We start from the raw sequence: 10,560 nt of genomic DNA, 5'->3' as shown, positions 1-10,560 counted from the left end.
ACGTTGACGTCCTTCCATCCGACACCTCCTGGCTCTTCGAGCCTACTACAGGTGTCCATCAATTCGGAGGAGGTTCAAGCGCAAGCGCTTACGCCGCGTGGGGGCGCGGAGGTTGATGCTCGCTTTCTCTGGCCGCTAGGACCCTTGGCACTGTCGGCGCTGGCCCCGTCGGGCACCGGCACACTCGGCCCTGCTCCCGTGGCGCTCGTGGTGCGAGAGACCATCTCGATCAACCCGGTTTTGTAGACCCGCGCAGGGAAATTCACGAGTCGGTGAGAAGTGAGCGATCCCCGTTTCGAACGAAGCTGCCTTGGCAAAACTCCGGCGCGACCTTCCAATCACGTACCGAGTTCGAAAGGATTGACGAACACACCTTCAGGACGCCGCGCCAGCAGACGCTCCAAGTTCGCCTTTCGCATCGACAACGGGAGCAAGCTATGACCGAGCCGATCGCCTAGGCTAAGCGTTGTCGAATAAGTCGCAGGTCCAGCGTATCAATGAAGAGGGCAAACGGGTCGGCTGGCAGCTTGCTAATCTTCCCAAATCAATTCGCCGCACTCGCACCTAAACAGGCGTGTCTCCCGCTGGCTCTTGGGATCGGGAAGCCTGAGCATAAGCCTGAACCTTCCCTCCGCAAAGACATGAGGGAGCACGCGGGGGGAGCTGTTCTATACCCATGAGCATGCACCTAGCTGACCGAGGTCTACACTAGGCGATCAAGAGCGTTCCTAAAATTGCCTATGCTAGCCATCCGTCTGCTCTGGAACAAACGGCTCATAGGTCTTTCGCCCCACGAATGTGTCGGGCGGGGGCTGCTTTAGCAGCTCTCGCGCCTGTTCAATGACGCGACGCAGCGCCTCGATCTGATCATACATGATGCTTGTTGAAGATAGAATTGGCCGACGGTCGGTCATGCCGGCACTCCCTCCGCTTTGCAGGCGGGAGCGCTATCGGTCTCTCAGCCACCGACGCCTACGGACAGAGACAGAGCCTTGGCCGGTGATGGATGATAATACCGCTTTCCGACATAGGTTCCTATGAGATAGGCTTCATGAGGTGAAATGCGACGGCTATCGCCTGCGCTTGGAGCGCGATGGCAACCGCGTTCGCCTTATCACGCGCGGCGGCTACAATTGGACCAGCCACTATCCTTGGATCGTCGAGGCCGCGCTTAAGGTGCGCCAGAAGCAGTTCGTGCTCGATGGTGAAGCGGTCGCTCGGCGTCGATGGCATCTCAGATTTTAACGCGCTTCACTCGCGCAAGCACGGATCATGAAGTGCAGTTCTGCGCCTTCGGGAGCGCCGATTGGCGCGCCGTCCTGAGGGCGTGTTCGTCAATCCATTCGAGTGTGGCGACCTTGCGCCTGATCTACGCCGTGCCGCGTGCAACATGGGCACTTGAGGGACTGGTGTCAAAACGCCGCGACCGGCCGTATCACGGCGGCCGGCAGAAGCATTGGATCAAGGTCAAGAACCAGCGGCATCCGGCGATGGAGCGGGAGCTGTAAAGCCCAAAAAGCGACTATCAGGACCCCGATTGAGTGGTGTCTGCCGTCGATGCTTCGTCGCGAAGTGTAGATTGCAGCCTTTCCGCCACTAGCGCTTGGAGTTGCCATAGCGCTTTGTCGTGAATGGCTAATTCCTCTAGTCGGGACACAGTCTCCCTTAGGTACTCAGCGCAGGAGCCCCAGTGTCCCGCAGCTGATGCCAGAATATCGGCGGCATCATTTAACGGCAACTTCCCAGCGTAATGCGGGCTATGACGGTTGACCACCATTCCCAGAGCACGGATCAGACCTTCATCTGTTTCAACCACCATCCAACGAGGCACGTTCACCGCTGGTTTGACCATCATTTCGCGACGAAACAGGGCATTTAGGCTCGCCGAGACTTGCGCCGGAGGGAGCTTAAAGACCATACCTTTGCACCTGCCGCCGCGATCAAGTGCGAGCATCAATCCCGGCTGATCTCGGGTGCCCCGAAAGCGGGCCACGCGATAGCAAAACGCCCTATGCCATCCCCGAACCGTGGCTATCCGGCGTTCGGTAAATTCACATGCCGGCTTCCAGAGAAGTGAGCCATAACCAAAGAGCCAAACATCACCGGCTGGAGCGTGTGCGAGAACGTTGCCTATGACCACGTCGTAATCTTCACCAGTCATGTAGACCGCGCCGGGACTAGGGCCTGCATCCTCGACCAAGCGCGTGGTGCGAACGACGAGATCAGCCGTGAGCGCCATCTCTCGAAGCGTCGTAGCCATTAGAGCCATCCCTGTGAGGCGACTAAAATTACCGTATTTTGCCTCAGCAGCGAAAGTCCGCACGCGAGTTGAAATAGGACAGGACCGGTGCCGTTCGCGTCGAGATAGAGTTCCAGAAAGAAGGCCCCGACGCTTGCAGGTCGGGGCCTTTCCAAGATCGTCAGGCCGGTTACATCCGCCGTGCCTTTGATCTTTGATGTCGTCGATTACGGCACCTGATCTGGTGCAGAAGGTGGCACGGCTGCCGCATTGGTGTGATCGCATTGGGCGCGAAATCGCGCGGCTGCCACCTCGCGCTTGCGCCAGTCTTCACGGCGCCGATGTTCGATCGCCAGCGCCTTGCGCGTCTCCGCTTCTAGGATGATCTTGTCGATCTCGGCTCCATCGAGCGTTCGCTTGATCCGCAGTACCGTGCTCAACACCATCACGAGATCGGAATGCGGCATCAGGAGAGCGCGCCGCAACCTCGCAATGCTCGATGAAACTTTCGATTGCCTCCTCGGACTTGCAGAACAGCAAAGCCAGCTCACGAGCCTGCCGGAGATCATCAACGGGCAAGATAGGCTCACCATCGAGCAACATGCGTTCGGCAGCGCGGCCGGCCATCAACTCGATCACCTGAGTGTAACAATTCCCGTAGATGTCGGAGACGGTACTGTGATCCTCACCTGGCTGCGGCATCAACGGAGCAAGTGCATGGCGAACGTGAAAAGCATCGCCCCGGCCTTCGGCATACGCCTCCATGTGTCGGTCGCTCCAAACCCGGCCGCCGTAGCCGGGGCAGGGATTGACCGTCGCTCCGGCCCAGAGAATGCCCAAGCAACCGCGCGGCCACGATATGGCCGCTCTCATGGATCGCGATCCGCACGTCCTCGTCAAAAGAACGGCCGAGAGCAGCGAGCAGTACGTCGTACTCGTCCCGCTCTTTGTCATCGATGTTGGTCATTCTAACCTCCTACGGCCGCGCCATCGAAGGACAGCGCGGTCGCATTTCCGGATGACCGCTGTCGCAGGAAAGAAACGACAGCCAACCCACGTCACACCACTGATTTCTTGCGCGCTCTCGCGCGTTTGAAGCGCTCCTCACGAGCCTTGCGCACCTTTTGTGCAAACTCATACTCATGCTGCCGGACGAGCATACGGCGGCGAATACGATCAATTTCGCTGGAGCGGCCAACGCACGGCATCGCATCGAACATCGCCTCAGCGACAGCGCGAGGCACGCCACCACCGTGATCGACGACGTAGCCATCAAGCCGATGGGCGATCCGATGGGACACAAACTCGGGGGGAAGCAATTTCTTGCCCATGACTAGAACCGAGCCACCGTAATCTCGGCCGTGCGCGCTTCAGTGCTCCGGTCAATCACGGTGAAATTCGCTTCACGGAGCACCGCATCGGGCTAGGTGTGCGGCGCGTCCTTCTCCTCGACGCCACAGTGGCAGACATTCACTATGCGCTTGCAGCGAATAAATCCCATCGACCCGGGAGGCCCTTAAGTTCGTGCGACCCGCGCTCGGAGAACTTCAGACCTGCCCCGGCAACCAGGTCAGTGATAACTCTTGAAACGAGAACCTCGTTGGCCCGAGACTGCGCCATGACGCGAGCTGCGGCGTGCACGGCTATTCCTCCAATATCCCGACCTCTAATTTCGATTTCGCCAGTATGGAGACCCGCACGTAACGGCAAGCCCATTTGCTTCGAGGCCGATTCCAATGACAAAGCGCAGCGAACCGCGCGGCCCGGTCCATCAAACGTTGCCACAATTCCATCGCCCGTCGTCTTAACGAAAGTTCCGCGATATTTTTCGATGGTTTGAACTGCCAATTGATCGTGACTGTCCAGCAATCTCCGCCATGCCCGATCGCCTATCGCAGCAGCGCTGCGCGTCGAATCGACAATATCAGTGAACAAGATAGTCGCCAGAACGCGATCAAGATCAGTCGATGAACTCTCGCGATGTCCTGTCACAAACTCCTCGATGTCTTCGAGCAACGTCCCCAAGTCGCCAGAAAAGTAGAAATGATCCTGACCGGAGTATTCAATGAATTTGGCATTCGGTATTTGCGCCGCCAAGTTGCGACCATGCTCGATGGGGGTTAAAACATCGCCTTTGCGATGAAGCACAAGTGTCGGAGCCTGTACGTTCGGAAGTATCGCCCTGACATTGATTTGGGCGTTCAAGAGCGAGATTGCCTTGATCGCTCCGGGGCTGGCTGCCAACCGCTGGTATTTGCCAAACTGATCTATAGCGCTCTGATTCGTTGCTTGGCTCGGTGAGAGTGCTTTCAACATTTCGCCGGTGCCCCAAAACTTCAGGCGCTCCGCAATTCTTCGCTCCATATCATTCGACAACATTGCTGCCACCGCGTACCCCCCAAAGAGGATCAGGCGGGATACCCGTTCCGGGTAGGTTGCCGCGAACAACACGCTCATCGGGCACCCCTCGGAATGTCCAAAGAGAGTTGCTTGTTTAGAGCCGATGGTATCCATGATGGCGCGGACGTCGTCGATGCGCTGCTCAAGCGAAGGCGCGTCGGATATTCGATCCGATAGCCCCTGACCTCTTTTGTCGAAAGTGACGACACGAGCGAATGTCGAAAGACGACGATGAAATGCAGTATAACCTGGCATCTCATGCATGAACTCAACATGCGAAGCGAGGCCGGGAACCACGATGATATCCACGGGGCCCGCGCCCATCGTCTGATAAGCGATACTGACGTCGCCGCGGAGAGCGTAACGCGTCTCAGGCAGCAAGAAATCAGCCATTTGGGCCCCCTATATGGGCCAACTATTGTGTCCTTGGCGTCACCGACTATAGGACATCGACCAACATTATGCGAGGTCCGTTCCGGGTCTTGGTTGCGTGAAAACACCTTAAAGCAGCCTGAGCCGGTCGGGTGAGTTGCTGGCAAGTTGGCATATTTTCTGACGTCGATCGCAGAATCCGTGCCTCAAGCGTTTTGCGGTGGTTCTGAAGGATCCCGAAGCGGAGGGACACGCGCAAGATGGTGCAACATCACATTTGCATCGCTGCGATGAGCGGCTTGATACCGATGAGGTTCATCACGCGCGTGAGATTGTAGGCGAGCACGTGCAGCGCCATCTCGGTGGCGACCTTCGGCAGACGCCTCATCAGGAAGTGCGTCGCGCCCATGCGCATCTTCAGTGTGCCGAACGGATGCTCGACCGTCTCTCGACGGCGACGCATCGCCTGAGGATCGGCGTCAAGCCGCCTCTGGGCATCCTCCATGACGTGCTCATGATCCCAACGGGAGATGACGCGGTTCTTGGCCGTGGTGCAGCGCGCCTTCAGTGGGCAGCTTCCACAAGCTTTCGTGGCGTAGCGCCGAATGGTGCGTTCGCCATCCACTGTTGTGAGCCAATATGCCAGCAACTGGCCAGCCGGGCAGCGATACACATCTTGCTTGGCCAGGTATGCGAAGTCGTGCTTGCCGAACTTGCCCTTCGCCTCCATGCCCGTCGTATTCGGCTTCGGCAGTATCACAGCGATATCGGCATCGGCGCAGGCTTTGATCTCCTCGCCTGTGTAGTAGCCACGATCGGCTACCGCCTCGAGCTTGTCGACGCGCCGACCTCGAAAAGCTCACAGGTGTTGCAGCGCGCCGCATCCACGGCGACAAGGGCTACCAGGTTCGTCGTGTCACCAAAGCGATCCGTCGCGAGATGCGGCGTCGCGCCGCCGTCGAGCCTGTGATCGGCCATCTCAAGGACGACCACCGGATGCGCCGTAACCATCTCAAGGGCCGCGACGGCGACCGCATCAACGCCGTGCTCGCCGCCGCCGGCTACAACTTCAGCCTGCTCCGACGCTGGCTCGCGGAACTTTTACGCGGCCTGTTATGGATACTCTGTCGCCGCCTATCGCAACCACACCTTGCGTAAAAACGGTGCTCAGAAACGTTCTTCACAAACGACCAACTGGAATAAACCTGTGATCCCAGCCATGGGATACCGATGATGGCCATCCTTCGGCTCAGTCAGAATGGAAATAGCTTGTCACGGATATAGCGCGAAGTGGGAGTCAGCCGGAGACCACGGGGCTTGCGCCAGGCAGCCTTGTCGATCTCTTTCTTGTCCCCGATCTTTAGGCGACCGGAAACCGACTTAGCCACGAAGATCGCGTCGCTCATCTTTCGGCCAGATCGGCGGTTCTTCGCGTTCACTTCCTTCCAGAGCTTCACAGACCCAAGCTTGAGGTTAGGCAGCTCTTCGCTGATCTCTCGGCGAAGGCACTTCCTCTCGTTCTCACCTACGCGCTTGCGCCCGCCTGGAAACATCCAGCGCCCATCGCTCCGACGTCTCACGAGGAGCACCAGCCCCTTTTTTGCCGCGACAAGCTTTGACGACTTCGCCATTCTCCGACCCGACTCGGTAGGTTGCAACGTCAGTATACCTCGTGACGTCCGCAGCTGTTCCCGTAATTTCCCGGATAAGATCCAGGATGGAACTCCGAGGAATGCCAAAGAGTTCCAACGGGGGTTCCAAAGTTCCGGTCTGCGAGGCAGGCGGACGGGAAATGACGCTGTTGGGCGTACTGCCGGCGATCAACAACAGGCCATTCATTCGCGTGTACAGGTGCTTACCCTGTGGCAAGGTCACGAACGACGAAGGGGAATAGAGCGACCTAGAACGGCTGGCAGCTGCTTGACCGATAAGGATATGCAGCCAAGTGGCGGATCAGAGCCGACCGGATGAGAGCCTAAGTGACCCGGACGTGTGTAACGGCGCTGATGCGAGCGAAACGCCTTCGGGCTTCTCAGGTGTGATTTTCTTGCCAGGAGAGCCATACGGCGGTCGCGCGAAGGGTCTCGTTTCCTGAAGCAGTTTCAGGGAGGCGCGAATGACGTGGAGCGAGATGGCGATGCGCTCACCGTCCATTTCCCGGGTTCCTAATTCGGGCATGGCCGTATTCCCAGTTGAGAATAAGGGATTCTGCCAAAAGCGTCGAAATACCTCAAGCCAGATCCTGTGCCGGGCCCGAATCGCGCTACGGCTAGTTCATGAAGCTCACCGTCGAACGTCCCTTTGCCAATCCCGAAGCCGCGGCGCGCAAGCTCGTCGATCTCGCCACCGGCATCGAAGCCGTCCATGACGGCCGCATCCACATCGAGAAGATCAACGCGCCGTTCCTCTACTCGCTGAAGGCGAGCGGCTCCGAGTTCGGCGCCGGGATCAAGCACGCAGTCGAGCGCGGCTGGCTCGAGCTGCACGAGAGCGGACCTATGTGCGGCTGATTACGCGAGCGGCCACCAACTGAGGCGCCCTAATTCTTGCTTGTCTTCACGGGCGTCCTTGTTTCGTCGGTAGCGTTACAGCGGGGGCACGTGAAGGTATGCGACACGGCTTGCTCGGCCTTAATAAGGCTCGAATGTGACCACGCCATTTCGATATCGCACTTGGTGCAAATCGGAGAGCTAACCTGCTTGATTGCCTGTCTGAGTATCTTCATCGCCTGAACGCCCAGATCCTGGCCGAACAGTAAGCAGGACTGAGGTAAAACGCTAATGTTCCTTAGTAACACTTCTGGCGCGCGCGTGATCGGCCAGCATGGCACTTGCCCTATTGCCGAGTGGTCGTAAGCTTTCGGCGGTTCGGGATGGCCCAGCCCGTAGGGACGTCAAACAGCATCGCCCCTGATTTAGCGATCTGCTCATGGGAGCATCGGCCTTCAGTCGTCCCAGACCAGCTCACCGCATGAGCATTTGTAGAGACGGACTTCATGGCCGTCCTTATTGGGCAGCTTTAGCGCGGCCCTCAGCGGCTCCTTGAACTTAGGGCATTTGAGAATGCTCTTCTGTTCGTGGATGCTAAGGCCGTGTAATCGTTCCGACAATAACTTAGGACAGTCGAACTTAGCGTGGCCGCAAAGAGGCCCCGGCCGGTGGGATTCTGGAGGTATGGAGGCCGGGGCCGCTGGAGGTCCTTGGCGGTATTTGGGATTCGCCAAGATTTCGAGGCTAAGAAAATTCGGCGATCGGTTCTGTTCGCTTTTGAACATTAGGTTCTCAAAATAAGAGCGGCCCCAGCTCGGTATATACTGAGGCCGCCATGCTGCTGTTTCCAGATGCGCTCCGACCTGGGGGGACCTCATCGGAGCAGAGGCAGAACGGCAAAAGCCCAAGCGCGTTCCAAGATTCGTAAAATTATCGGCAAATGCCTATTTTCAGCACATGCGTATGACGTACGAGCTCTGCCTGGCGACTGCCGGCAAGCAGGTCCCCGACGGGCCGGACTGGATCCACGAAGTAAAGCACGACGGCTACCGGATGCTGGTTATTCGGGAGGATACGCGCGTGCGCCTGCTGTCCCGCAACGGCAGCGACTGGACCAAGCGCTATCCGTGGATCGCCGAGGCGGCGCTGAAGAACCGCCAGAAGCACTTCGTCATCGACGGAGAGTGATCCTTGGCGTCGATGGGATCTCCGATTTCAACGCGCTTCACTCCCGCAGACACGATCACGAAGCGCAGCTCTACGCTTTCGACGTGCTGGCGATGGGTGGTGACGACCTGCGCGACCTTCCGCTGCACCTGCGCAAGACCAACCTGGAGCAATTGCTAGCGCGACGCCTGGACGGCATCACGGTTGCGCCCTTCGAGCGAGGCGAGATCGGACCTGACCTATTCCGGGCTGCGTGCCGCATAGGTCTTGAGGGCCTAGTCTCCAAACATCGCGATCGGCCTTACCGCGGCGGCCGGCAGAAGTTCTGGATTAAGATCAAGAACCGCAGCCATCCTGCAATGGACAGGGATCTGTGACTGCGTGCAGTACCGTCTTTGCCATTAGGAACACTCTCTAAAGCCGATGCTTGAATGATTGTTATATTGGTTCTTTCGCATGGGGTACTAAAGACTCTGCGGCAGGCCCGGCTCTACGGCTACCTAGTCGAGCGAAACAACCAGATCTATCACCCGGACGCATTTCATCCGGTTTGCACGAAATTGTCGGTACGGGGCGTGAAGCGTCGGACTGATTTCCCACGAGAGGGCGCGAGATGTGACAGTTTGGATTTACGATCAGGGCCCGGATCTCAAGGTGTTCGCTACGGAAGAGATCGCGCACGCTTGGCTCGACGAGAATGACCCGGAGGGCGTCGCGTTCGAGTACGAGGTGATTGGCTCCTCGGCCGAGCCGGGAGTTAAGGCCGGGTATTAGTTCAGCTTCCGGCGCAGCTTTCTAATGATCTCCCGCAGATCCTCTGCATACACCTCAATGAGGCGGCGAGCCTCCTCCAGGCGCGAAGGCCTGGGCTTCGGCGGTTCCTGAATCCGGCGCGGCTCCTTGGTCTGGTTCATGCCCTATCGTGCCCCAAGCCAGCGACGACCGTTGACATAGGTCAAAGGGCACGAGACCCACTAGAAATTCGTGGTAATATAAGAAGGGCGGCGTTCCTACGCCGGATCGAGCGAGGAATACACATGAGATCCCCCGTCGTAAAACGGTCCATTGTCGTCGCCGGGCACAAGACTAGCGTCAGCCTGGAAGAGGCTTTCTGGGATGGGATGAAGGAGATATCCGGCCTGCGCAACATGACGCTGTCGGAGCTGGTCGGCGAGATCGACAGCAATCGCGAGCAAGGCAACCTATCGTCCGCGATACGCCTGTTCGTGCTCGATTACTTCAAGAACCGCGTTGCGGCGCCCCAGCTTCAGCAGAAAGTGCCGGCCCCGCAGCCATCCAGCAGTAGGGCGTGAGGCCTTGAAGCGGGGAAACCAGCGCCTCTTGGTGGTCTAGGAACAGTGAATGGTTGCCAGCGTTGGACCGCGCTGGAGACGTTGCTGTGATCCGCTACTTTTTCGACATCAGGGACGGAGCCGAGCTTTACCCGGACGAAGAAGGTCTAGAACTGACGAATGAAAGGGCCGCTGAGCTGGAGGCCACGAATACGTTGGCTGCCATGTTGAAGGATGCGCCTGGTTTGCGCGATCAGCAGGACATGGCTATCGAGGTCCGCTCGGAAGTTGGTCCGGTTTTTCAAATTGCCCTCATTTTCGAGGCCAGCCGATTGAAGAATTAGGCCTCACCTAGGAACGGCAGTAACTTTCCGTGGTTTCTTTTGGCTATATTTCCTGAGAAATTTTCCATGGCCACCAAGAACTGCTTGATCGTCCGCGCCGTCGGAAGCCAACTCGATCAGCTGCGCGGTGAGGCATCGCGCATTTCACGACGAGATAAAATCGACTGGTGGGTTGAGCGGGGCAACCTTGGGACGCGGTTTTGCTTTGAAACTGCTGAAGCCAAACAAGCGTTCGCTTCAATCTGCGAAAACCTCGA

The 10,560-nt window shown here is 58.1% G+C and carries 17 protein-coding genes and 2 pseudogenes; 11 read left to right on the top strand and 8 right to left on the bottom strand.

The window, feature by feature from the left end; all coding sequences use genetic code 11:
• On the top strand, positions 1–246 hold a 246-nt coding region (locus SO139_RS44195), incomplete at its 5' end, for a hypothetical protein (RefSeq protein ID WP_498542005.1).
• 497 nt (positions 247–743) lie between these two features.
• Here the strand turns inward: SO139_RS44195 and SO139_RS44190 are convergent.
• Positions 744–914 carry a hypothetical protein gene (locus tag SO139_RS44190; protein ID WP_498542004.1) on the bottom strand — a complete coding sequence of 57 codons (171 nt, stop codon included), beginning with the start codon at positions 912–914 and terminating at the stop codon, positions 744–746.
• A gap of 142 nt (positions 915–1,056) precedes the next feature.
• Here SO139_RS44190 and SO139_RS44185 point away from each other — a divergent pair, with 142 nt between their 5' ends.
• Both SO139_RS44185 and SO139_RS44180 read left to right on the top strand, forming a co-directional pair.
• Positions 1,057–1,245, top strand: coding sequence for an ATP-dependent DNA ligase (locus SO139_RS44185; protein ID WP_474801716.1), 189 nt, complete (start codon positions 1,057–1,059; stop codon positions 1,243–1,245).
• Between the two features lie 113 nt (positions 1,246–1,358).
• On the top strand, positions 1,359–1,508 hold the full coding sequence (locus tag SO139_RS44180) for a hypothetical protein (RefSeq protein ID WP_498542003.1): 150 nt from the start codon (positions 1,359–1,361) through the stop codon (positions 1,506–1,508).
• Positions 1,509–1,525: 17 nt separating this feature from the next.
• On the opposite strand, the gene SO139_RS44175 is transcribed toward SO139_RS44180, so the two are convergent.
• The 5 genes and pseudogenes from SO139_RS44175 to SO139_RS44155 form a co-directional block, all read right to left on the bottom strand.
• Positions 1,526–2,260 (bottom strand): gamma-glutamylcyclotransferase, encoded by a 735-nt coding sequence (locus SO139_RS44175; protein ID WP_474801720.1) that lies wholly within the window; start codon positions 2,258–2,260, stop codon positions 1,526–1,528.
• A 309-nt stretch (positions 2,261–2,569) separates the two neighbouring features.
• Positions 2,570–3,004: a hypothetical protein gene (locus SO139_RS44170; RefSeq protein WP_498542002.1), complete on the bottom strand. Its 435-nt coding sequence runs from the start codon at positions 3,002–3,004 to the stop codon at positions 2,570–2,572.
• A 293-nt stretch (positions 3,005–3,297) separates the two neighbouring features.
• A complete protein-coding gene (locus SO139_RS44165) occupies positions 3,298–3,570 on the bottom strand; it encodes a hypothetical protein (protein WP_474801724.1) in 273 nt (90 codons plus the stop codon).
• Positions 3,571–3,712: 142 nt separating this feature from the next.
• Positions 3,713–5,032, bottom strand: coding sequence for an adenylate/guanylate cyclase domain-containing protein (locus SO139_RS44160; RefSeq protein ID WP_498542001.1), 1,320 nt, complete (start codon positions 5,030–5,032; stop codon positions 3,713–3,715).
• Positions 5,033–5,282: 250 nt separating this feature from the next.
• A pseudogene (locus SO139_RS44155) lies at positions 5,283–5,849 on the bottom strand (transposase); the annotation flags it as partial.
• Positions 5,850–5,854: 5 nt separating this feature from the next.
• Here SO139_RS44155 and SO139_RS44150 point away from each other — a divergent pair.
• Positions 5,855–6,169 (top strand): annotated as a pseudogene (locus SO139_RS44150) (transposase); the annotation flags it as partial.
• A 95-nt stretch (positions 6,170–6,264) separates the two neighbouring features.
• On the opposite strand, the gene SO139_RS44145 reads toward SO139_RS44150, so the two are convergent.
• Positions 6,265–6,642: an NUDIX hydrolase gene (locus SO139_RS44145; RefSeq protein WP_474801728.1), complete on the bottom strand. Its 378-nt coding sequence runs from the start codon at positions 6,640–6,642 to the stop codon at positions 6,265–6,267.
• Positions 6,643–7,287: 645 nt separating this feature from the next.
• Between SO139_RS44145 and SO139_RS44140 the strand changes: the two genes are divergently transcribed.
• The 4 genes from SO139_RS44140 to SO139_RS44125 all read left to right on the top strand — a co-directional run bounded on the left by SO139_RS44140 (position 7,288) and on the right by SO139_RS44125 (position 9,441).
• Entirely contained in the window at positions 7,288–7,521 is a 234-nt protein-coding gene (locus SO139_RS44140) for a hypothetical protein (protein ID WP_474801730.1), read from the top strand.
• A gap of 942 nt (positions 7,522–8,463) precedes the next feature.
• Positions 8,464–8,688: an ATP-dependent DNA ligase gene (locus tag SO139_RS44135; protein ID WP_474801732.1), complete on the top strand. Its 225-nt coding sequence runs from the start codon at positions 8,464–8,466 to the stop codon at positions 8,686–8,688.
• Positions 8,685–9,044 (top strand): ATP-dependent DNA ligase, encoded by a 360-nt coding sequence (locus SO139_RS44130; RefSeq protein ID WP_474801734.1) that lies wholly within the window; start codon positions 8,685–8,687, stop codon positions 9,042–9,044. Before SO139_RS44135 ends, SO139_RS44130 begins: the two co-directional genes overlap by 4 nt.
• A 238-nt stretch (positions 9,045–9,282) precedes the next feature.
• On the top strand, positions 9,283–9,441 hold the full coding sequence (locus SO139_RS44125; RefSeq protein WP_474801736.1) for a hypothetical protein: 159 nt from the start codon (positions 9,283–9,285) through the stop codon (positions 9,439–9,441).
• Here the strand turns inward: SO139_RS44125 and SO139_RS44120 are convergent.
• Positions 9,438–9,581, bottom strand: a complete 144-nt coding sequence (locus SO139_RS44120; protein ID WP_498542000.1) for a hypothetical protein — start codon at positions 9,579–9,581, stop codon at positions 9,438–9,440. The genes SO139_RS44125 and SO139_RS44120 overlap by 4 nt on opposite strands.
• A 123-nt stretch (positions 9,582–9,704) precedes the next feature.
• Here SO139_RS44120 and SO139_RS44115 point away from each other — a divergent pair, with 123 nt between their 5' ends.
• The 3 genes from SO139_RS44115 to SO139_RS44105 all read left to right on the top strand — a co-directional run.
• Positions 9,705–9,980 (top strand): ribbon-helix-helix domain-containing protein, encoded by a 276-nt coding sequence (locus SO139_RS44115; protein WP_474801740.1) that lies wholly within the window; start codon positions 9,705–9,707, stop codon positions 9,978–9,980.
• Between the two features lie 86 nt (positions 9,981–10,066).
• Complete coding sequence (locus tag SO139_RS44110; RefSeq protein ID WP_498541999.1) at positions 10,067–10,303, top strand: DUF6894 family protein; 237 nt, start codon at positions 10,067–10,069, stop codon at positions 10,301–10,303.
• 66 nt (positions 10,304–10,369) lie between these two features.
• A partial coding sequence (locus tag SO139_RS44105) for a hypothetical protein (protein ID WP_498541998.1) occupies positions 10,370–10,560 on the top strand: 191 nt, incomplete at its 3' end.

Source organism: Bradyrhizobium sp. UFLA05-89, assembly GCF_059803475.1.
The sequence above is the reverse complement of the archived record's forward strand: the minus strand, read 5'-3'. Positions and strand labels throughout refer to the sequence as shown.

Coding starts and splice junctions, on each gene's coding strand:
- SO139_RS44120 (WP_498542000.1), bottom strand. CDS start 9,581: ATGAACCAGACCAAGGAGCCGCGCCGGATTCAGGAACCGCCGAAGCCC.
- SO139_RS44145 (WP_474801728.1), bottom strand. CDS start 6,642: ATGGCGAAGTCGTCAAAGCTTGTCGCGGCAAAAAAGGGGCTGGTGCTC.
- SO139_RS44170 (WP_498542002.1), bottom strand. CDS start 3,004: ATGGAGGCGTATGCCGAAGGCCGGGGCGATGCTTTTCACGTTCGCCAT.
- SO139_RS44190 (WP_498542004.1), bottom strand. CDS start 914: ATGACCGACCGTCGGCCAATTCTATCTTCAACAAGCATCATGTATGAT.
- SO139_RS44115 (WP_474801740.1), top strand. CDS start 9,705: ATGAGATCCCCCGTCGTAAAACGGTCCATTGTCGTCGCCGGGCACAAG.
- SO139_RS44140 (WP_474801730.1), top strand. CDS start 7,288: ATGAAGCTCACCGTCGAACGTCCCTTTGCCAATCCCGAAGCCGCGGCG.
- SO139_RS44165 (WP_474801724.1), bottom strand. CDS start 3,570: ATGGGCAAGAAATTGCTTCCCCCCGAGTTTGTGTCCCATCGGATCGCC.
- SO139_RS44135 (WP_474801732.1), top strand. CDS start 8,464: ATGACGTACGAGCTCTGCCTGGCGACTGCCGGCAAGCAGGTCCCCGAC.
- SO139_RS44175 (WP_474801720.1), bottom strand. CDS start 2,260: ATGGCTACGACGCTTCGAGAGATGGCGCTCACGGCTGATCTCGTCGTT.
- SO139_RS44160 (WP_498542001.1), bottom strand. CDS start 5,032: ATGGCTGATTTCTTGCTGCCTGAGACGCGTTACGCTCTCCGCGGCGAC.